The following is a 20,335-nucleotide window of genomic DNA, read 5'->3' on the forward strand; positions in this document are numbered from 1 at the left end:
AAATCGAAGGAAACATCATCACTTACGAAACAGACAACGATTCGTTAAGCACAACACTGGCTACAATTGATGATCTTATAGCGTGTGAAATTTTATCAGAAAAAATCACCACCATAAAAAAATAAAAATTTTTCACTTAAAGACAAATATTATATAAGTTAAATGAACAAATATTACTACATATTAATTCATTGAGAGAGTGAAATTATGGAATGTTATTATCATCCAAATAGAGAAAGTACTGATGTATGTGCTATTTGTGGTAAATCCATTTGTAAAGAATGCGGATTAGAAATAGCGGGTAAAATTTATTGTAAAGATTGTTTAGAAAAAATTGTAGGTCTTAGTTTAGATAACAGTGCTCAAAAAGAACCTCCAAAACAGGAACCTGTCAGACTTGAAAGACAGGAAGCTCCACAAGAACAAATCGAAAGAGCTACATTAAACAGACAACCTGAAGAAGTTCAATTTTCCAATCAGAAAATTGCCGAGGATTCACCTTACAATATTAAAGACAATATTAAATATGAATCCGGCCTTGAATCAAATTATGATAAAAACTACCAGCCACAAGGTTCCCTGCATGATGCCATTGAAGATATTCAAGTTCCACAGCAACCTGTTGAGGATGTAAGGCAGGAATATGTTCAGGAAGAATCTATCCTGAAAGAAGTTGTACGTGAACCAGTCGATCAGGCCAGAAATGAGTATGACTACACTTCAAGAAAACCACAGGCTCCTCCGGCAGATGATTATATTTATCCTGATCATTCCTACGAACCTGGTGAAACCACTGCCAGACAAGCTGTTGAAGACAAATATGAAAAATATTTGGATGACTTATACTTTGATGAAGAGGAAGTTCCTTTAAACGAACAGTTAGCACGTGATGAAGAGCAATACGGTTCTCTCACCAAACGTGAATATAAACCTAGAGAAACCCGTAACCCAAGAAGCGCTGCTGCTGAGGATGATTTGGACAGAAGAATTCGTGAAGAATTAGCTAGAAGAGAACATGATGGAAAAAAAGGTAAAAAGTCAGATTCAATCCATAATTTCCAATATGAGGAAGAAAAAGAGCCTTATACTGCAGTAGACATTATTCTTACAATTATTTTAATTATTGCAATAATTGTTGTAGTATTCTACATATTGTACATTTTCAAATTAAATGCTACTTACCCAACATTTATTGATGCTATTTTAGGTGTTGCAAATCCGGGTAAATTTATACAAGCATTAATGGGCTGAGATATTCTCAGTCATTACTTTCTCTTTGAATACCTCCAAAACCTCATCATTTTTATATTTTAACACATTTATTTGTGACGGATATTTTTCAATGAATTCTGACATGTCTTTTTTTGGAATCGGATTTTCAAGTATGGATAAAATTCTCTGTTTAAAGTGGGTTGAAAAACCCTGAGGAATTGCTGAAATTACATCTTCCAAATCATCAAATGGCCTTTTGGAAATAATTTCAAAAGCCAGCTTATCGTTAAGCAGGTTTAATCCGGCCAAATCCAAATCATTTGCATTATCAACAATTTTTTCTTCCAAACGCTGACCAAAAATAATTGAGTCCTTATCACGGGTCAGGACATCTATTGTTTTTTGAGGCATCATATCCTCAACTGTGGAAAACTCCCCGCTCATCACGGCCTGTCTTATACGTGTTCCGCTTACACCTTCAATACGTTTTACAAAAATAAATTTATCTGTATAATCGAAGCCTATTTTTGATAAGGAATTGGCAAAGGATGTGATTACATAATTATCCTCTTTCAATTTGTCCTTAAGTAAAACTTCACCGGTAGTCTTGTCAACGATTTTATATGGTTTCGGTGCAATGTGATGTCCCTGATTGATACGGTTCAATATCTCGTCAAAACCTTCCACCGGATTATAGCCCCTCGGAATATAATCTGCATTAAGGGCCTGAAACATTTTGCACAGACATAATGAATACTGGCCTGATCCCATCAATCCCATCGGAGGACCTTCAACAACCACATCCGCACCAAGTGAAACGGCAATTTCTGCTCTTTTTTCACGAGGCAATATGTATGGAATGCCGCGGCCGCTTCTCTCAAACAGACCAGGTACAATAGCTACAAAAAGTGAGTCGGGAACTTCAGACTTTGCAACTTTCATGCAATGATAATGGCCATTGTGCAAAGGATTGTACTCAGTAAAATCAGCCACCAAATTAACATCAGCTGAGGGATTCTTTTTTTTAATATCAGTATCCAAATACTCATAAAATAAATTCATGTCTCTTTCTAGAATTTCACTTAAAAGACTCATGATTAAAAATATAAAAGTTAAAATATTTAAATAATTACTTATGTTAGATTTAGTTATTAAAAACTCCAGATTAGTTGGAAAAAATGGTGAGTATAATATTGGTGTAAGTGACGGCAAAATTGAGGAGATTACTAAAAAGGATTTGAAGGCAGATAAAACAGTTGACATTAAATCAAATTATTTACTTCCGGGTTTTATTGACCCCCATGTTCACTTCAGAGATCCCGGATTAACACAAAAAGAAGATTTTAAAAGCGGAAGCTTATCTGCAGCCTACGGGGGTTTTACAACAGTTATTGATATGCCCAATACACTGCCTAAAACAAATACCTATGATGCGCTTAAGGAAAAAATGGATATTGCATCCAAAAAAAGTGTCGTTAATTTTTATCTTCAGGCAGGACACAACACACTTGATGAAATGAAAAAGATGATGGAGCTTAATCCAATATCATTTAAAGTATTTATGGATCTGGAAGCTGATGAAAGTCTGGAAGAGATTTTCCATAATTTAGGTGAATTAAAACGTACTACATCATATAACGGCCTTGTAGCTACGCACTGTGAAAAAAGAAGTATTGTGCAACGGGAAAGTGAAAGGCTTGAAGACTCAAATGACCCAATTGACTATTCTTATGCAAGACCATGTGCATCAGAAGATGAATCAGTTGCACAAACCATTGAACTTGCAAGGAAAAACAATTTACGCTTACACATTTGCCACTTGTCAACAAAAAGTGCACTGAATATGGCACGTAAAAACAATATAAGCTATGAGTTTACACCTCACCATTTGCTGCTGGACAACAGTGCATACAATAAATTCGGAACCATGATCAAAACCAACCCTCCCCTAAGACCTGAAAGTAAAAAAATCAGCATATCAGATATTGATGAAAATTCAATTATAGGAACCGATCATGCCCCACATACACTGGAAGAAAAACAGAAAGGAGTGTTTAGCTCATCACCAGGAATCCCGAATCTTGAAACAGTAGTGAGCTTGCTTCTAACAGAAGTTAACAAAGGCAACCTTGATTTTGAATTAATCCCAAAAATATTTTCCGAAAATGCCGCAAAAGTATTTGAATTAAACACAAAAGGTGAAATAGCTATCGGAAAGGATGCTGACTTTACAGTTATTGATTTGAACCGTGAAGGAAAATTTGATATAACCACATTTGAAACAAAAGCAGAATACTCACCATTTGAAGGATGGGAATATAAAGGTGCACCAGTAATGACAATAGTAGGAGGAAAAGTAGTTATTAGTGATTTATAATACCTTCAAATACACAAATAACTTTTAATCACATATAAAACAGATTTTGCTTTGTCACTTATGCAATTCCTTTTGGTTAGTTGTCATGTTTGTCGTATTGATTTTTGAATAATGCATGACATAATCTGTAATTATCTGTTCCTCAGGTAAATTTACGGGAGATTTTCCAAAATACATATAGTAGATATTTTTATCACTGTTATTTAAAACCAGCTCATTGATTTGCGTTCCATTAATGTCTTTATAATTATAGTGCCTGTGAAGTTCATCTGAACTCAGGCTAAATACATCCGATACATTTATACAATATGTGTCAATGTCTGTAGAACAACACAAATAAAACATTATGTCATTAGGTGTGGCTATTATGAGAATAGAATTATTGTCTCTAGCTATGTTTGTAAAATAATCCTTTTCAAGTTGACCTTCATGATAATCATGGTCATATGTCATAACTGTATTTGCAATCCCTGAAAGTAAAAGCAGAGATATTACAGTTAGATTGATTAAAAATAACTTTTTGTTTTTGATTTTACCCAACATGATTGATAGTACAAGCCACAGTACGGCTGCCGCAGGAATAATGTGTTTTGCTTCTAAAATTGGTCTGTATATTTCACAAACTAAAATGCCTATGAGAATGAATCCAATATATGTTCCAAATCCACCTAAAATAATGATTTGATCTTTTTTGGAAAAGTTATCTGAAGCTTTAAGAAAAATTATTGCGAGTATCACTAAAAACAGGATGGAAACCGTGCAGAGTATCAGGTTTGTGTTGTATGCATAATATCCAAAAAAATGGATAAATTCCTCTAATCTTAGTGGGGGTTGCCAATAGTCATTTTTAACTTTGATTATTTGACTTATCACTACAAAAGCCCATGGGAGGTATAGAACAATTCCCACTATAACAGATACAATCCAATTTTTAATTTCAGATTTTCTGTTTTTAATCAGGTATGTCAACAGTATTAAATAAATGCAGATTGCAGTTATTGCAGCAAAGTAATTTATATATGCTGCCAGAACGGAAAATAAGGTAAATATAATCCATGATTTTTTATCATATTTATTATATATAATGTTTTTAAAGGCTAAAAATACAATGATGATAAATAGAGCTGCCCAGATGTACATTCTTGCAATCAGATAGTACCTTGAAAAACCACTCATTATTGAAATTGAAAATGCAAAAAGTCCTGCTGTAAACCATCCATAATCTTTTCTTATTTTTGTTATTGAAATAATGAGTATCAATACAAATGCAACTATATTAAGCAGTTTTAAATTGAATAAAACATTCAGATCAAATATTTTTGATATTTCAACTACAACTTTTGCCATTAAATAATACAGTGGCGGATGCACATCTCCAGCGGTAACAGTTATAATATCTTGAACTGGAAGATTTGTAATTGTCAGAGTAAAATATTCATCAATTTGACAAATAAGATGGTTTAATGGAGTTATAAGAAGATAAATTAGAAATATGATACTTAATGTAAAAAATGTTTTTCCCAAAATCTCCTTCTTTGACTGCATGAAAATATTTTTTGATTTAAAATATATAAACCTTTCTAAAATAGTTCTGAATATGTATTAAAGGGTATTTCATATCAAAAGTAAGTCTGGAAGATATGGATTGGAATAAATCAAATTTAGAAGAAAAACAACAAAATAAAAAAAAAAAGACTTTTTGAAAACTTAGTATAGAAATAATTGTATAAAAAAAGAAAAAGTAATAGGTGTTAAAGACACCTATTTGTAACAGAGTGCGTCTTCAGGACATGCTTCAATACATTGACCACATAATGTACAGAATCCTGCAATTGGTAATTTAGGATTTTCTGTTTCGTGGAGCATATCATAAGGACAAGCACTGATACAGTCACCACATGCATCACATTTGGATGGGTTAAATTCGATTCTGTCTCTCATGACAGCTTCACCATCGATGGTTATTTCAATAGATCCAATGTTTAATGCATTGTTTGAACAAACTGAAGCACAAGCTCCACATCTAATACAACTTGCAAAAGATGGGTCTCCGCCAGTTTCTTCTAATGAAGGGCAACACATACCTGTTTTTGTTACAACACGAATCGCTTCAGTTGGACATTTGTTAGCACATGCACCAATGAATTCACATTTTTCTGCGTCACGGCCAATTCCTTCAGCGTCTACAGGTGCACCTTCACCCCATTCCACATCAATTTCTAATGCGTCAACAGGACAGAGGTTTACACATAAACTACATGCAGCACATGCTTCTGGAATTTGAACGGTTAAATCAGCACAGTTTGGTTTGATGAAGTCACCAGGACAAGCTTCGATACAAGTGTTACATCCAATACATTTGGAAGCAGCGAAAGTGAATGATTTAATTTCTTTTTCACGTTTGACAGGTTTTTTCTCAGAGATGAAAATTTTGTTCCAAGGACAGGTTTGTGAACATAATCCGCATCTAATACATTTGTCGTCATCTACGGTAATTGGAGATCCGTAAGCATCAAGAGTGATTGCACCTACAGGACATGGTTCTACACAAGATCCGCATCCTACACAATCTGCGATGTATACAGGTCCTTTACCAGATAAGTCTAAATCGTATTCTTTAGGTTCAACAACGCCTGGAATACCAATTACATCTACTGGGCAAATGTCAACACATTTTTGACACATTACACAGAAACCTTGTACTTCTTTTAATTTTTCTTCTGTGACAACAATAGTTTCTTGTGGACAGACTTCTGCACATTTACCGCAGGAATCACACATTACAGAGTTGAATACTAATCTTGCTTGTTCTACACCTTCAGCAATTTCGTAATCTTCTACTTTTAATGCACCATTAGGACAGACATCTGCACATTTTGGTTCTCCGCCACAAAGGTCACAGTGAATTATAGTAGTAGGTGTTAATTCAATAGCTGATGTAGGACATGTACCTTCACATGCACCACATTTAATACAGCCATCATCGTTAATTATAATCATTTACTAAAACCCCCTTAAGTCTTAGAATCTTTTAATGAGGTTTCCTTCACTGTCTACAATATTTACTTCAGCTAATCTCATTTGACTATCCATTGTGTGGGTAGCACATGATAAACATGGGTCGTAAGCTCTGATAACCATTTCCATTAAGTTGAAGATACTGTCATCTACTTCCATACCAGGTTTGATGTAGTCTTTAGCAACTTGGTGGATACCCATTTCCATAGCTGGGTTGTTTTGGATTGTAGCTACAACAATGTTAGCGTAATTACATAATCCATTATCATCAGATTCGTAGTGGTGGATTAAAGTACCACGAGGAGCTTCAACAATACCTACACCTTTACCTTCAGTTCTTTCTAATTCATCAGGGAATTTTTTACCAGATAAATCTTCTTCTAATGCTGCAGCAGCACATTCAGCAGATGCTAATAACTCAATGAGTCTTGCATAGTTGAATAATAATGGTGCTTGAGCATATCCGAAAGCATCACGGAAAGCATTAAGAGCTTCTTGTGCGAGAGGTGCTTCTTTAGGCATTTGATCACAGACGTTAATCCTGGATAATGGTGCAACTCTGTAAATACCTTCTGGGTATCCCATATCTTTAATGTAAGGGAATTTTAACCAGGAGTAAGGTTTTACGTGTTCTGCAACATAGTCAGTATATTCTTCGTTTCTGTATTCAAACATGTCGCTTCCGTCTTTGTCTTTGAATCTAATGTTACCATTATATACATCCCAAGTTCCATCAGGTTTTACAGTACCACAGTGTCTAGTGTCACCGAAGTTACCTAAACTTGAAATTAAATCAATGTTTTCTTCAAATACAGGAATAGCTAAGTCTAAAGTAGCTTGTGCTAATTCAACGTTTTCTTTAGCTCTAGCAAGTAAATCTTTTTGGGTTTCGTCATCTAATTCAGTTGAGATACCACCAGGAGTGGATGAAGTTGGGTGAATAGGACGACCACCGATTTTTCTTACCATTTCTAAACCGTTTCTTCTTATGTTAATAGCTTGAAGTGCGATTTCAGGCATATCTTTAATAACTTGGAAAACGTTTCTGGTTTTTCTGGTTCCGTTAGGAATGATTAAATCTGGTGCTGCTAAGAAGTAGAAGTGAAGTGCGTGGGAGTGCATGTATGATCCCCAGTTCATAATTTCTCTCATTCTGTATGCAGTAGGTAAGATTTCGTAATCATCGAAACCGAAAATTTGGTCAACTGCTTTTGCAGCTGCTAAGTGGTGTTGTACATCACAAATACCACAAATACGAGGTACGAGTCTTGGTAATTCTTCTACAGGACGACCTGTTAAGAATTTTTCGAAACCTCTGAATTCCATAACATGTAATCTTGTTTCTTCAACATTTCCTGCATCATCAAGATGGACTGTAATTTTTGCGTGTCCTTCAATACGAGTTACAGGTTCCATAGTAAGTTTAACCATTTTATTCTCCTCCTTTTTGCATTTTCATTGGTACTAATGCTGCAGGTAATGTGTAAGAGTAGAAAGTACCTACAATATCATCCAATTGGTCAGCAACAGTTTCAGGGTCAACTGTTTTATCTTCATTTACACCGTAGTCAGATGCAATTGCACTGATCATTTTAGCACCTTGGTCTAATACTTTTGAGGTAGGACCGTAACATCCTCTACATTGGATAGCAATGGAAGGACATTCTGCACCACATAATGATACGGTTGCAGGACCCATACATACTAAACCTTGGGAAATTAAACATAAATCAGGTTCAGGTTTACCAACTTCAAATTGTCTTTTAATGAAGTCCATAGCTAAACCAGCAGGTGGTTTTTCTCTAGGACATACTTCACATAAGTTAGTAGCAGGTAATTCGATAGTTTCACCATTTAATAAAGCAAGAACTGCTTCAGCTACTACGTCAGAACGTGGAGGACAACCTGGAATGATTAAGTCTACATCCATAACTGCACTTAATGGTCTTACTCTGCTTTCTAAGTGAGGTACATCTTCATTAGGGATGATACCTTCAGGGTTAACAGTAGATACGGAGTTAATGTATGCTTCTTCTTCTAATTCTTCAACGGTCCATAAGTTTCCGAGACCTGGAATACCACCGTAACAAGCACAAGTTCCGTAAGCAATAACCATACTAGCTTTTTCATTTAACATTTCAGCTAATTCTCTGTTTTCGTCGTTTCTTATTCCACCTTCAGCGATGAGGATATCTAAATCAGGTACTTCATCGTATTTGGTATCCATAAGTACAGGAGAGAATTCAAATTCTGCTAATTCCATAACATCGATTAAAGATTCGTGGAAATCCGCAATTGATAAGTGGCAACCGGAACAACCTCCGAACCACATAGTTCCTATTTTAACTTTATCTGCCATTTTTAACTCCTCCAATTTATCCTTCTGCGTTTAATTGATCTTTCAATGGAGCTGGACCTAAATCTTTAATTCTGTTAACCATCATGTTAACAGCAGTAGAGAATTTTTCACCTTCGGATGCGGAAATCCAGTCGTGGTGAACTCTTTCTTTTCCAATTCCCATATCTTCAACCAATTTATAAATTAATCTCATTCTACGATCTAATTTATAGTTACCAGCATCGTAGTGGCAGTCACCCATGTGACATCCTGCTACGAATACCCCATCAGCACCTTCTTTGAATGCTTTTAAAATAAATTGTGGGTCAATTCTTCCAGAACACATTACACGAATAACTCTAATATTCGGTGGGTATTGCATACGTGCAGTACCAGCTGTGTCTGCTCCTCCATAGGAACACCAGTTGCAACAAAACATTACAATTTTTACATCATCAGCCATAGAGTTTTTCCTCCTCTATCAAATTTTTTTATTTATTTTTTCCGTTTTTGAAAAGATTTCTCCTTTCAAACGCCAATTTTAGAATTTTTTAAAAAATTTTAAAATCGCTTTTTAAGACATAAAGTTTAGGTATGCCTTAATTTCACAATTTATGTACTTTAATGAGCTAGCTCAGCATAACATTAACGTACTGATTAATATATTTTATAAATAATTAATATAAAGGTTACTTAGAAAAAAAAGCCAAAAGGTTTATATACTATAAAACAAGTTTTAAAAAAAGAGAGGAAAATGGAGTTACATTCCATCTACGCTCATATCAATCATCATTTGAGTTTGTTCAGCCAATTCGTCAGGAAGACCTGTGATATCCATGTTTAAAAATCCTCTGACAATCATGGATTCAGCATCCTCTTCATTAATTCCTCTTGAAGTCAAGTAGTTAATCTCTTCTTCAGAGATTTTACCAACAGCCGCCTCGTGAGACATTTCAAGATTTGCGGAACTGGCTTCTAATTCAGGAACAGCATAAATCATACTGTCATCAGACAATACGAGACCGTGACATTCAAGGTGTCCTTTAACACCCGGAACAGTACCGGACAAATGTCCTCTAGAATAAATTTTGGATTCATCCTGAGACACTGCTCTTGAAATAACTTCTCCCCTTGCATTAGGAGCGTTTAATAAAACACGTGATCCGACATCAATGATAGAATCTTTTTTACCACCCTGGATGGACTGGAAAATAGCTCTTGAGTTTTTACCATCACAATAAGCAGTAGGATAAGATTGAATTGTTGAAACCGGACTGGTTAAAATGTAATTGTTAATATAAGTTGAATCGTCCATTAATTTAACACCGGTTCTTGGCCTTACTTCAACCTGTTCGGCCCAGTTGTGGACCATGGTAAAAGTAATTTTGGAACCTGGCTTCAAATACATTTCAGACACACCGACGTGCATTGCTGAAGCAATATCATCACCAGTGGCACAGCCAGTAATTAAATGAAGTTCTGAGTTTTCCTCAGCTATAATTACATTGTGAGCGGTCTGCATAACTGCCTCATCACCAATGAACATACATGCCTGAACAGGCATTACCTCTTTAGTTCCCGGAAGTGAACGTACAAAATATCCGCTGGTAACACCTGTTTCCTGTTCCCTTAAAGCAGTTTTTGCAGTGTATTTATCAGCATCAGGTTTTACAACTTTCCACAGATAATCTTCAAGCCATTTATATTTATCAAGTGCAACTTCCATACCCATAACTTCAATGGAATCGGATATTGAGTTATTTGTAAATACATTACTTTGATCAATTTGTAAAAATGAACCTGAACGATTATTCTCTTCTGTATCGACACCAACTTTCAGCAATGTATTTTTGGTCTTTTTATCAACATCATCCAAATCATCCAATAAATCAATGGCATTAACTGCTTCATCAGTAAAGTTTTCTATTGTAACATCTGCACCAATTGGAGCCTTTTTATCTTTCGCTTTTTCAGCATCACTATAAACATTGCGCACACTCAACACATCCATTAAAACCGTTTTTTCTAATATCTTCAAGAATTTCAGTAGGATTACCTGAACAGGAGATTTTACCATTCATTAACACATGGGCCTTATCCGCACTGACAAAGTTCAAGATGTAACCCAAGTGAGTAATTAAAAGTCCGCTTCTTACCCTGTTACCCTGCGGTTTATCTTTATCAAGCAATGTACCTATTTCAGAAGCAATTAATTCTACATTTTCAATATCCACACCAGAATCAGGTTCATCAAACATAGTAAAATCAGGCATTTGAGCTAAAAGCTGCAATATTTCAGATCTTTTAACTTCCCCTCCTGAAAATCCAAAGTTAACATCCCTGTCTAAAAATTCATCGCTGAATTTAAGCTGATTTGCAAGTTCTTTCATCCTTGGATTTAATTCCTCATCCATATCCTGATGAGATTCTATTTTAAGCAAATCTCTTACGGAAACACCTCTTATTGAAGGAGGTGTTTGGAAACTTACACCAATACCTAATTTAACTCTTTCTGCAGTAGTTAAATTAGTAATATCCTGGCCTTTGAATTTAATAGTACCATTTACAACACTATATTGGGGAAAACCTAATATAGTTAAAAATAAAGTACTTTTACCAGCACCATTTGGCCCTAAAAGAACGTGGGTTTCTCCTTCATCGATGGAAAGGTTAATATCTTTTAAAACCCTTTTTCCCCCGACTTCAACAGCCAAATTTTCAATTTCAAGTAACATTATATCACCCATTTATGCATTATTAATTAAAATTTAATTAAACTAGTATATAATAACAATGTTTTATTTTTAATCTATAAAAAAAAGAGAAAATAACTGAAATTATTCAGTTACGATAATAAATTCACCGACTTTTTCAACTTTAGCAAAAGGAACTAACAACAAGTCACCATTTCTTTTAGCGCCTTTTACGTGAATATTACGGTCAGCTTCTACACGAATTGCAATATCAACGATTTTACCAGTTTTTTCGTTGACAATAAGTTCATCTAAAACACCAAGAATACGAGCATTATTAGTTGCTACTTGGTAGTTTCTAATTTCACTCCATAATTTTTCTTCTCTTTTAGGAATTTGTTTATTTTCCATGAAATCACCTGATAACAATATTAAATTTATACTATATTATATGTATTATTATTCATTATATTTAAAAGTATATTTATTGGCAACATCGGCATCTTGTAATGTATTAATATTAAAAGCCAATTCTTCTTTATTTAGAACCAACTGATACTCATCCTGAATTTTATTTATGCTTTTTAAAATATTAACGCCTACAGGAACAAGGCCCCCGTATTCATATTCATACTTTAAATTCAAATCATTAAAAATACTGACCGGAATTAATGTAGACAATGCCTCTTTTTTACATCCAAAATAAGAATTCAAAATATAATCAATGCAGTCCCCTTTAATAAAAGGCAAATCTGCATTAATAAAAAGTAAAATATCATCGGGAGAGTTAGCTTCAAAATAATCTAAAATAAAAGACAAATCATGAATATAATCAACACCCGGTGTGTCTAAAATTTCATGATTGAAATTTTTAATGTATTCCACAGTTTTTGGAGTGTTGGGGCTGGTTGCTATAATTATTTTTTCGACCAATTTAGACGAATTTAAATTATCAAGCACATAATTAATTAAAGGTTTATTCTGTAATTTGAAAAGAGGTTTTTCGACAGGAGTTTTAAGTCGTGTTCCTCTACCTCCTGCCATAACAATTCCATAAATCATGCCAAAACCACTAAGCGAATTTACCGCCAGCCATTTTCATACGATCTTTCAATATACATCTACCGCCCTGTTTACCTCCAATAGGAACTTTCGGAGTACCCATTGAATTCATACAACGTGCCATAATAGCAGAACCTAAAGCAAGACCATCTTCAACAAAAACAACCTTATCAAATTTGTCCTGAACCGCTTCCAATATGAGTTCAGGTTTACGTCCTGTAATACCTGCCCTACCGGTAATACCTAATGCAGAACCTGGAATAATAACATTTTCTTTAAATGCAACATCCAAAACACGGATAACAATATTGGTACTTACATAATCAAGAGTGGAAAGCATAGTGCCTAAACCGTCATCAGCATAGAACTGTGCACCCAATTCCACCAAATCATCCAGTTTGTCACCGTTAAAACCTACATCACAACCAATTAATGTAGTGCCTGCTTTTTCAGCAGCTTCAGGATTGACCGGAACAGTACCGAATCTTTCAACATCAATAGGAACTTTTTGAATATTGATTAACTTATGTGCTTCCAATGCATTGGCTTCAGCTTTTTTCTTGTCAGCTTTCTTAGCAGCCTTTTCATCATATAAATCAATTGCAGCACCATTTTTCTTATCAATTTGACCGGATCCACGAGCTATTGCATCACTTACAACACCTGCCAAACCTAAAAAGTTACCTACAGTATTTGCATAAGGTTCATTGTCATTAACGATACGGCCTGCCAAAGTAGAACCGAAATCCAGGGAAACACAAGGGTTTCTATAATCCACTTCAGTCCATTTAGCACCTAACTTAATACCTGCAGTTACAAGTTCCCCTTCCATTTCATTTGCAACAGTTTCCTTACCTTCAGGAGGAACTACACTAACAACAGCACCATCAAAATGAATATTTTCTATAAGAGAATGCTTTTGCAATCTTTCAGGAAGCTGGGAAATACCCATTGCAGGAGACATTTTACGCGGTGGAATATCTGCTTCAAGACAACCGTCTGCAAGAGCAATAATTAACTGACCGGCTTCTTCAGCAGTAGCGAATCCTGCAGTTACACCGGTGGATCTGACAACAAAATCCAAATCCTCATCCTTATCGACATTACATTTTCTGAGTGCTTCCAAAACAGTATCACTAATAAGTTCTGTTACAGCTTCTTTAGAAAGTTCAATACCCCAAACTGTTTTACCGAAAACTTCCTCATTAGCCTTAGGTGGTCTGATATCACGAGTCATTTTAACAGTTTTGTTTAATAAATAAGACTCGCTGGTATTTAAATTAGTAGCCATTACAATACATTTGGTAGTAGTGTTACCTAATTCAACAGAAGCAGTTACATAAAACACATCTGGCTTTTGAACAGCACCAGGACTAGCCGGACCGGCCCTTTGAGCCCTTAAAACATCAAGATTGCCTTCTTTAGAATGAGCAATAATAGGCTTTGGACCTTTACTAAAAATTTTACTTAAAAAAGACATAATTTAACCTCTCCAAATTAAAGTTAAATAATAATCTATTTTTAAGATAATATAAATTTTATTAAAAGTTTTTTAAAAAAAGTAGTTGAAAAAATAAAAAAAAGATTAGATGATATGAAATCACCTAATCGGGACCCTATATCTATAATAAGTTGTTAATTGGGTGGTCTTCTACAGGTTCGGTACCGATATCTTTTGCAGCTTCAGCAATCATAATATCTGCCATACCACAAGCAGGGAATGCTAATCTTGCGTTTTCGATAGGTCCGAAAAGTACGAAGTCTCCACCAGCCATTTGTTGTACGATGTTAGAACCGATATCACAAACAGGCCATGCTTCTTTATGTTCTTTTTTGTATCCTCTTAACCAGTCCCATGCAGATGGAACGTTGTGGATACCAGGTCCTACTGGGTATCCCCATTTAGCTTTTACTGCGTAAGAAGTTCTTACTGCAGGACCAGCACCTTGACCTAATGGAGTAACTGCTACGTCCATCCATGGTTTGGTAATACCACATTCATCAGCCATTTCGAGAATACCTTTGTCGATTACATCTCCACCAGTTTCCCAGATTTCGACTTTACCTTCTACACCAGCTTTCATTGGGTTGAAACCTAAGAGAATTGATGCGTCAATGTCTGAGTTTTTAACTGCTTCAATTTCACCAGCTTCTGCAGCCATACTTATAGAGTTATATACTGCTCTTTCACATAATCCAACTTCTTGTACATATTCTACACCTGCAATTTTTGCAGATGCAGCAGTTGAATCTATAAGGAAAGGTTTGTCACAGATATCTCCTACAAATTCTAAGTATTTAACCATAGCTTCTGGGGTAGCACCGAAAGTTTGTACAACACATGGGTTTCCGGTTACATCAGACATTTCTTCCATAGTTTTAATTCTTTCTTCAGCAGCATCTTTATCAAAAATACCTTCTTTTTCATCACTAATAATGTTGTGTCCGCCGTAAAAGATAGTTCCTGCTAAAACGGTAGGATATTCACCAGGTTGTCCTCCCATTTTTACTCCAGCAATATCAATGACGAGTTGTTCTTTATCAAATCTTAACATAAAATAATCCTCCTATAAAATACTAGCTAACAATGTTTGAATCAATGCAATTGCACCAAATTTTATAGATACTATCAATATAAATAATCCAAGTATAATACCATACAATATACCAACATCTCTTCCGGATTGTTGTCCTAAACGTTGGTAATATTCCCCTACAGTGAAATCAACTTTTTCTTCAGCTTCATCTAATTTAGCAGATAAAGCATTGAAATCATCTGCAGTTACCATAACTTGAGGTATTGAATCTCCATCACTCATTTTAACACCTCTATAATCCACATGCTCTTGCAAGGAATGGAATAATAATAACTAAGAGGAGTGCTATACACATTCCTAAAGCAATTCCTTTAACTCTTGTTGCAAGTAATCCTGCAAAAAGTTTACCTTCTCTTGCAAGAAGTTTTGAACTGTATTCAGTTTGTTCAGAAGCGTTTTTAAGTCCGCTTGTATTTGGTTTATTAGAAATTTGCACCATAATTATTCCTCCTTATATCAAGAATAAAAATCCTATAACTAAAGTGAAGATTAAACCTATCATTATACCTTGGACTTTACCGGCATAATTACCAGCCATATTTCTTTGAACAGCTCCGACCATATCAATTTTGGTATTAATATTTCTGATTCTTGCTTCAATAAGAGCAGTTTCAGCAGAAACAACTTTCATTGCTTCTCCTTCGTCTTCGTCACCGTCATCATCATCTACGGAAATGATCATAGCTTCTTCTTCGAAAGCACCAGGATCTTTTTCTACACATTCGTTAATTTTTGATTGGATAGTTCCGATATCTTCAGTATCGATTAAATCAACAATTTCTAATTGTTGTTGGAATCTTTCAATACCATCCAATGGAACATTTTCTACAAAAGGAATAGCACCAGTTGCACCAATAATTTTCTTTTTATCAGGGTCAGCACCGTTTTCGTGTAATGCTTTGAAACTTTGACCAGTAATATGGCCTTGTACTTCAGCACCAGCTAAAATTAAGAAACGGATGTTTGGGTTAGATATAATATTAGCAACAACTTTTTCTATACCTAAGTTTTCTGTTTTACATGGGCCTGCAATAGCTGCTCCAGATAAGTCAGCTTCAATGTGAGAAGCTAAAGTAGTTACTGCAACAGGACTTTCAGGATCACCTACAATGTAATCCCCACTGATAACCGGCCAGCCGTCTGCAGGAGCTTTTTTGTCAGCCATCTAAATACCCCCAATTGAGAGTGCAGCAAATATCACAAATATAGCAATCAAGAATCCGTAAACCATGTTTGTTAACATACCCGCAAATACATAGGAACCTTCCCTTCCAGGATAAGATCCAGCAGGACTGGTGTAAGGATCTAATGATGCCATTAATTCATCTGCAGCTGCGCTTACTTTATCTACAGCTTCATCAACTTCATCCATAGATAGGAGAACAACTCCTGAACCTAAAGATGATCCGAGAATACCCGTTACAGGGTCATATGCGAAATTCATTTCAGGTACAATTTGTACCATAGGTAACATTTGAGCCATATATAATTCCTCCTATTCCTCTACATTAGGCCATAAACCAGCCCATCTTGTTGATGCTGCATCATTACATGAAGCTTGAACGAAAGCTCTGAATGAAATAATCCAACCGATTAAACCAACAACTAAGACGAAAACCCATCCGAGTCCGCCAGTAATTGAAGATAAAATACCTACAATAGTCATAGATAAGAATGCGGTTGAAGCAGCACATTTTAAAGTTCTTACTTGGTCTTCGTTAGGTCCTAAACAAGCATTGAATGGGTGTTGGATAGCCATAGTACACATAATAAATAATACAGCAATATAACCAGTAGCAACAACACTTTCATAAATTGCCATCATTTCGTAACTACCTGCAATAGCAACAGAGAATCCTAAGATTGATAAAGCAGCAGCACCAGCAATTTCGATAGTACATTGGAGCATAATAGGGATTTTCATACCAACAATTTTAGTTGCGACAATAGCAATGATAGCACCAATTATAATTGCAAATACTAAAGCAGCAACAGGACCAATGATGGTCATTTTAAGGGCAGCAGCTAAACTAATACCTGCTAAAGATGCAATAACACCTACGGATAATGACATATAACCGATAGATGGAACACCAGTACCTAAACCGTAACTTGCTACTCTACGAATAGCATCTGCTCCCCAGATAATTGCAAGAACTGCACCAATACCAGCGACAACTGGACCTACGACATGTCCTAAAAAGCCTGATAAATATATACAAAGTAATCCGCCAACGATACCCATAATTAAAAGGTGAGTTGAGTTTACTGCACCTGCAGCTGCACCGTCAGCACTTCCACCAGCAGACATTTTATATACCTCCAGTTAAAATAATACAGAAAATTCCAAGCACTACAGATGCAATAGCACATGCAAGTGCTCCAGTACCAATTCTTTTGAATTTAGGGTCGTGCATACCTTCAATAGTACCACCAATGTTATATGAAGCAATAACAGAGTTAACAAAGAAGACACCAACACCTAAAATTGCAGCTAAACCAATACTTACAGCAGGATCAGAAATAAAAGAACTTTCTTTAACAGCAGTGTTAATACCGTAGAAGACTAAACCTCCACCGAGACCACCGAGAAGTCCACCAATAAGACCACTTATGTATGAAGTAGTTGGTACACCGTGACCTTCGGTACCAGGAGTTTTATAAGCTTCTTGGTTACGTTTGGTAATCCAGTCAACAGATACTTTAGATGCAGCAGGAACAATACCTACACCGAAGATGTAAATTAAGTTAGCTATGAGCATGGTAATACCCATCATTATCATAGCACCCAATGCACCACTTATACCAATTATATACACTGGCTGATCCGCCATAGCTGCAGCAGTAATAAGACCTGTTAAACCTGCACCAGCAGCTAACATAGCTGTACCGGTACCTACACCAGTAGCAGTTGCCATAGCTGCAGGAGCTCCTCCTACAGGAATGAAGTGCACACCAGCACCAATCATAATACCGCCTATTGCGATGAATAAAATTAAACTAATTGGATCCATAATCGAAACCTCCTTATTCTTCGTCATATGGTCCGTATTTATTTCTTGCAAATACTTCTAATCTGTCATTCATGATAATTAATAAAATGACGATTATAATACCTACAATAATACCGCCAGTTATTCCAAATACTACTGTATTCCAAAAACTAAAGAATACAACGAGACCGAAACAGAAACCAGTTAATGGTCCACCGAATTTAGCACAGAAGTTAACAACGTCCATAGAGTTTTTAGCACCTAATGGAGCTTTAGTAACGATATCCCCTTGAATAGCTACAGGAGTACCTCCACCAAATTCAAATTTTTGATATTCACTTTCTGCACCGTAGTGTACATCCCCAGTTGAAGAACCGATAGCTCCTAAAGCAATACCCCAGAGCATAGCTAAAAGAGGTAATGGGAATACGTGTAATGGGCCAGAAAGACCTAATGGAATAGTCATTAAGTATGAAATTCCAACAATACAAAAACTAGTTATAAATCCGTGACCTGCGATAGGTCCTAAAGATTGAGTTAATACATCCATGAATAATGGTTGTTCAAATTGAGATTGACCAACAATCCTACCCATGTGGGATGTAACTGTATAAATAGAGTGAACACATGCAGCAACAGCAGCACCGATTGCGATAGCGATTACTGGGAATCCAGGAATCAAACCAAACATTGAAATTAATATATATGCAACAGCACCAGCTATACCACACCAAACACCATAAGCGACTGGTTCACCAGAAGTCGCTTTGTTTATCATACGGTGTAAATGTCCCATTTGTGGAGCAAGTTGAACTTGTGAGTTAGGGTTACTTTGAGAACCGATATCAGATTCTAAGTCCTCTGCAGCCCCTCCGATAGTAGCAACTGCACCCATTAATGCAACAACACCTAATGTTACAGGGTCCATAATTTTTTTCCTCCATATTTTTTATTAAATTGATCATTTAATAAACATGAATTTTTGATTTTTGTTCCATACAAAAATCGAAATCAAGCAATAATTATCAAGAATTATTACTTACTATAACTTTTGTTAATAATGTTAATATAAATCTTTTGATAATTTTCAAGCAAACTTGATTTCTATATATTATTTTAAATTACTGTTTATATAAATCTTTTGATTTTTTTCAAGTAAACTTGATTTTATAAAGTGGTGGGATAGGTGAATAAGTCACCTATCACCGTGTTTATCTATCTATTTTGCTGGGGTAATAGCAGTTCTTTCACCAGCAGGTTCGAATTCTCTTAATGCACCTTTAGCAAATTCTTCACGTACTTTACCGAAGTCAAAGACTAAGTTTTTGTCAGCAAATGCGATTTTTACTAATGGGTTGAAAGCCCAAGCGTCTCCACGAGCGGAGTGAGGTGCTTGTGCAATACCAGCGTATTCACCTTGGTGACCTACGTTCATTGCGTAGTTAGGATAGTTTGGTCCTCTCATTTCGAGTGGTAATCCTTCATCGTTTCTGATGGAGAATACGTTAGCTGCACCACATTGATCTTGTAAATCGAAACCGTAGAATCCTAATCTGGAATGTTGTTCTTTGTGTAAGTACATAGCTAAGTACCATGCGCTTAAACCAGTTTGTGCATTACCAGTAGCAAATGCGGTAGAAGCACCTGCAGCTGCGGAAACAACGGAAGCTCTTTGAGATCCACCGAAGTGAGTTTCGAGTAAAGCTGGGTATTCTTCATATTGTTCTAATGCGTAGAATGCTACTTCAGTACCTACATCAAGAACGGTGTCCATGTTGTTAGGTGCTGCGCATAAGTCTCCGTATTTGTCTTCGACGTAAACTTTACCGTAGTAGGTGAAGTCGTCTAAAACGTTATCGGTGTATGCTGCGGTAGCATATTGAGTGAATCCTACACCACCAGACATGTAAGAACCTAACCAAATTTGGTCGTAAAAAGCAGCACCTAAAGCTACTACTTCTAAGGTTGATCTTACAGGGTCATCAGGGTAAGCTCTGGAACCTTGACAGATATCTGCCATGAATCCGAATGGAACTCCACCAAGT

The 20,335-nt window shown here is 35.8% G+C and carries 21 protein-coding genes and 1 pseudogene; 2 read left to right on the forward strand and 20 right to left on the reverse strand.

Features of this window, described 5'->3' with window-relative positions:
* Positions 1–207 precede the first annotated feature (207 nt).
* Complete coding sequence (locus ACKI5C_RS06765) at positions 208–1,251, forward strand: hypothetical protein (protein ID WP_407432412.1); 1,044 nt, start codon at positions 208–210, stop codon at positions 1,249–1,251.
* Here the strand turns inward: ACKI5C_RS06765 and ACKI5C_RS06770 are convergent.
* On the reverse strand, positions 1,240–2,307 hold the full coding sequence (locus ACKI5C_RS06770; RefSeq protein WP_407432413.1) for a nucleotidyltransferase family protein: 1,068 nt from the start codon (positions 2,305–2,307) through the stop codon (positions 1,240–1,242). The two genes, ACKI5C_RS06765 and ACKI5C_RS06770, sit on opposite strands and share 12 nt — an antisense overlap.
* Positions 2,308–2,347: 40 nt before the next feature.
* Between ACKI5C_RS06770 and ACKI5C_RS06775 the strand changes: the two genes are divergently transcribed.
* Positions 2,348–3,589 carry a dihydroorotase gene (locus tag ACKI5C_RS06775; protein ID WP_407432414.1) on the forward strand — a complete coding sequence of 414 codons (1,242 nt, stop codon included), beginning with the start codon at positions 2,348–2,350 and terminating at the stop codon, positions 3,587–3,589.
* A 54-nt stretch (positions 3,590–3,643) separates the two neighbouring features.
* Here the strand turns inward: ACKI5C_RS06775 and ACKI5C_RS06780 are convergent, their stop codons facing one another.
* The 19 genes and pseudogenes from ACKI5C_RS06780 to ACKI5C_RS06870 all read right to left on the reverse strand — a co-directional run.
* Positions 3,644–5,134, reverse strand: a complete 1,491-nt coding sequence (locus tag ACKI5C_RS06780) for a hypothetical protein (protein ID WP_407432415.1) — start codon at positions 5,132–5,134, stop codon at positions 3,644–3,646.
* Positions 5,135–5,350: 216 nt separating this feature from the next.
* Complete coding sequence (locus ACKI5C_RS06785) at positions 5,351–6,589, reverse strand: 4Fe-4S binding protein (RefSeq protein ID WP_407432416.1); 1,239 nt, start codon at positions 6,587–6,589, stop codon at positions 5,351–5,353.
* Between the two features lie 21 nt (positions 6,590–6,610).
* Complete coding sequence (locus ACKI5C_RS06790) at positions 6,611–8,038, reverse strand: Ni/Fe hydrogenase subunit alpha (RefSeq protein ID WP_407432417.1); 1,428 nt, start codon at positions 8,036–8,038, stop codon at positions 6,611–6,613.
* Between the two features lies 1 nt (position 8,039).
* A complete protein-coding gene (locus ACKI5C_RS06795) occupies positions 8,040–8,966 on the reverse strand; it encodes a F420-nonreducing hydrogenase (protein WP_407432418.1) in 927 nt (308 codons plus the stop codon).
* A gap of 16 nt (positions 8,967–8,982) precedes the next feature.
* Positions 8,983–9,408, reverse strand: coding sequence for a hydrogenase iron-sulfur subunit (locus ACKI5C_RS06800; protein WP_296799174.1), 426 nt, complete (start codon positions 9,406–9,408; stop codon positions 8,983–8,985).
* 297 nt (positions 9,409–9,705) lie between these two features.
* Positions 9,706–10,956, reverse strand: a complete 1,251-nt coding sequence (locus ACKI5C_RS06805; RefSeq protein ID WP_296808766.1) for a SufD family Fe-S cluster assembly protein — start codon at positions 10,954–10,956, stop codon at positions 9,706–9,708.
* Entirely contained in the window at positions 10,925–11,680 is a 756-nt protein-coding gene (sufC, locus tag ACKI5C_RS06810; RefSeq protein WP_407432419.1) for a Fe-S cluster assembly ATPase SufC, read from the reverse strand. Before sufC ends, ACKI5C_RS06805 begins: the two co-directional genes overlap by 32 nt.
* Before the next feature lie 102 nt (positions 11,681–11,782).
* Positions 11,783–12,049, reverse strand: a complete 267-nt coding sequence (locus ACKI5C_RS06815; protein ID WP_295592379.1) for a PRC-barrel domain-containing protein — start codon at positions 12,047–12,049, stop codon at positions 11,783–11,785.
* Between the two features lie 48 nt (positions 12,050–12,097).
* Positions 12,098–12,700, reverse strand: a complete 603-nt coding sequence (locus tag ACKI5C_RS06820) for an NTP transferase domain-containing protein (RefSeq protein ID WP_407432420.1) — start codon at positions 12,698–12,700, stop codon at positions 12,098–12,100.
* 10 nt (positions 12,701–12,710) lie between these two features.
* On the reverse strand, positions 12,711–14,180 hold the full coding sequence (locus ACKI5C_RS06825) for a methanogenesis marker 14 protein (protein ID WP_407432421.1): 1,470 nt from the start codon (positions 14,178–14,180) through the stop codon (positions 12,711–12,713).
* A gap of 142 nt (positions 14,181–14,322) precedes the next feature.
* The gene (mtrH, locus tag ACKI5C_RS06830; protein WP_407432422.1) at positions 14,323–15,255 is read right to left on the reverse strand and encodes a tetrahydromethanopterin S-methyltransferase subunit H; all 933 of its coding nucleotides are present in this window, start codon (positions 15,253–15,255) and stop codon (positions 14,323–14,325) included.
* 12 nt (positions 15,256–15,267) lie between these two features.
* Positions 15,268–15,519: a tetrahydromethanopterin S-methyltransferase subunit MtrG gene (mtrG, locus tag ACKI5C_RS06835; RefSeq protein ID WP_407432423.1), complete on the reverse strand. Its 252-nt coding sequence runs from the start codon at positions 15,517–15,519 to the stop codon at positions 15,268–15,270.
* Positions 15,520–15,529: 10 nt separating this feature from the next.
* Positions 15,530–15,736 carry a tetrahydromethanopterin S-methyltransferase subunit F gene (locus ACKI5C_RS06840; RefSeq protein ID WP_407432424.1) on the reverse strand — a complete coding sequence of 69 codons (207 nt, stop codon included), beginning with the start codon at positions 15,734–15,736 and terminating at the stop codon, positions 15,530–15,532.
* Positions 15,737–15,748: 12 nt separating this feature from the next.
* Positions 15,749–16,462, reverse strand: coding sequence for a tetrahydromethanopterin S-methyltransferase subunit A (gene mtrA / locus ACKI5C_RS06845; RefSeq protein ID WP_407432425.1), 714 nt, complete (start codon positions 16,460–16,462; stop codon positions 15,749–15,751).
* Positions 16,463–16,780, reverse strand: coding sequence for a tetrahydromethanopterin S-methyltransferase subunit MtrB (mtrB, locus tag ACKI5C_RS06850; protein ID WP_407432426.1), 318 nt, complete (start codon positions 16,778–16,780; stop codon positions 16,463–16,465).
* Positions 16,781–16,792: 12 nt separating this feature from the next.
* Positions 16,793–17,608, reverse strand: coding sequence for a tetrahydromethanopterin S-methyltransferase subunit MtrC (mtrC, locus tag ACKI5C_RS06855; RefSeq protein WP_407432427.1), 816 nt, complete (start codon positions 17,606–17,608; stop codon positions 16,793–16,795).
* Position 17,609: 1 nt separating this feature from the next.
* The gene (mtrD, locus tag ACKI5C_RS06860) at positions 17,610–18,311 is read right to left on the reverse strand and encodes a tetrahydromethanopterin S-methyltransferase subunit D (protein WP_407432428.1); all 702 of its coding nucleotides are present in this window, start codon (positions 18,309–18,311) and stop codon (positions 17,610–17,612) included.
* 13 nt (positions 18,312–18,324) lie between these two features.
* A complete protein-coding gene (mtrE, locus tag ACKI5C_RS06865) occupies positions 18,325–19,218 on the reverse strand; it encodes a tetrahydromethanopterin S-methyltransferase subunit E (protein ID WP_407432429.1) in 894 nt (297 codons plus the stop codon).
* Positions 19,219–19,509: 291 nt separating this feature from the next.
* A pseudogene (locus ACKI5C_RS06870) lies at positions 19,510–20,335 on the reverse strand (methyl-coenzyme M reductase subunit alpha); the annotation flags it as partial.

It is taken from the genome of Methanobrevibacter sp. (genome assembly GCF_045646045.1).
GTDB lineage: Archaea > Methanobacteriota > Methanobacteria > Methanobacteriales > Methanobacteriaceae > Methanocatella.

Bases quoted from the DNA above. Each gene is read 5' to 3' on its own strand.
- ACKI5C_RS06775 (WP_407432414.1), top strand. From the start codon at position 2,348: ATGTTAGATTTAGTTATTAAAAACTCCAGATTAGTTGGAAAAAATGGT.
- ACKI5C_RS06770 (WP_407432413.1), bottom strand. From the start codon at position 2,307: ATGAGTCTTTTAAGTGAAATTCTAGAAAGAGACATGAATTTATTTTAT.
- mtrC (WP_407432427.1), bottom strand. From the start codon at position 17,608: ATGTCTGCTGGTGGAAGTGCTGACGGTGCAGCTGCAGGTGCAGTAAAC.
- ACKI5C_RS06790 (WP_407432417.1), bottom strand. From the start codon at position 8,038: ATGGTTAAACTTACTATGGAACCTGTAACTCGTATTGAAGGACACGCA.
- ACKI5C_RS06765 (WP_407432412.1), top strand. From the start codon at position 208: ATGGAATGTTATTATCATCCAAATAGAGAAAGTACTGATGTATGTGCT.
- ACKI5C_RS06820 (WP_407432420.1), bottom strand. From the start codon at position 12,700: ATGATTTATGGAATTGTTATGGCAGGAGGTAGAGGAACACGACTTAAA.
- ACKI5C_RS06780 (WP_407432415.1), bottom strand. From the start codon at position 5,134: ATGCAGTCAAAGAAGGAGATTTTGGGAAAAACATTTTTTACATTAAGT.
- mtrA (WP_407432425.1), bottom strand. From the start codon at position 16,462: ATGGCTGACAAAAAAGCTCCTGCAGACGGCTGGCCGGTTATCAGTGGG.
- ACKI5C_RS06805 (WP_296808766.1), bottom strand. From the start codon at position 10,956: ATGGATGTGTTGAGTGTGCGCAATGTTTATAGTGATGCTGAAAAAGCG.
- ACKI5C_RS06800 (WP_296799174.1), bottom strand. From the start codon at position 9,408: ATGGCTGATGATGTAAAAATTGTAATGTTTTGTTGCAACTGGTGTTCC.
- ACKI5C_RS06815 (WP_295592379.1), bottom strand. From the start codon at position 12,049: ATGGAAAATAAACAAATTCCTAAAAGAGAAGAAAAATTATGGAGTGAA.
- ACKI5C_RS06825 (WP_407432421.1), bottom strand. From the start codon at position 14,180: ATGTCTTTTTTAAGTAAAATTTTTAGTAAAGGTCCAAAGCCTATTATT.
- ACKI5C_RS06840 (WP_407432424.1), bottom strand. From the start codon at position 15,736: ATGGTGCAAATTTCTAATAAACCAAATACAAGCGGACTTAAAAACGCT.
- mtrG (WP_407432423.1), bottom strand. From the start codon at position 15,519: ATGAGTGATGGAGATTCAATACCTCAAGTTATGGTAACTGCAGATGAT.
- mtrE (WP_407432429.1), bottom strand. From the start codon at position 19,218: ATGGACCCTGTAACATTAGGTGTTGTTGCATTAATGGGTGCAGTTGCT.
- mtrB (WP_407432426.1), bottom strand. From the start codon at position 16,780: ATGGCTCAAATGTTACCTATGGTACAAATTGTACCTGAAATGAATTTC.
- mtrH (WP_407432422.1), bottom strand. From the start codon at position 15,255: ATGTTAAGATTTGATAAAGAACAACTCGTCATTGATATTGCTGGAGTA.
- mtrD (WP_407432428.1), bottom strand. From the start codon at position 18,311: ATGGATCCAATTAGTTTAATTTTATTCATCGCAATAGGCGGTATTATG.
- sufC (WP_407432419.1), bottom strand. From the start codon at position 11,680: ATGTTACTTGAAATTGAAAATTTGGCTGTTGAAGTCGGGGGAAAAAGG.
- ACKI5C_RS06785 (WP_407432416.1), bottom strand. From the start codon at position 6,589: ATGATTATAATTAACGATGATGGCTGTATTAAATGTGGTGCATGTGAA.
- ACKI5C_RS06795 (WP_407432418.1), bottom strand. From the start codon at position 8,966: ATGGCAGATAAAGTTAAAATAGGAACTATGTGGTTCGGAGGTTGTTCC.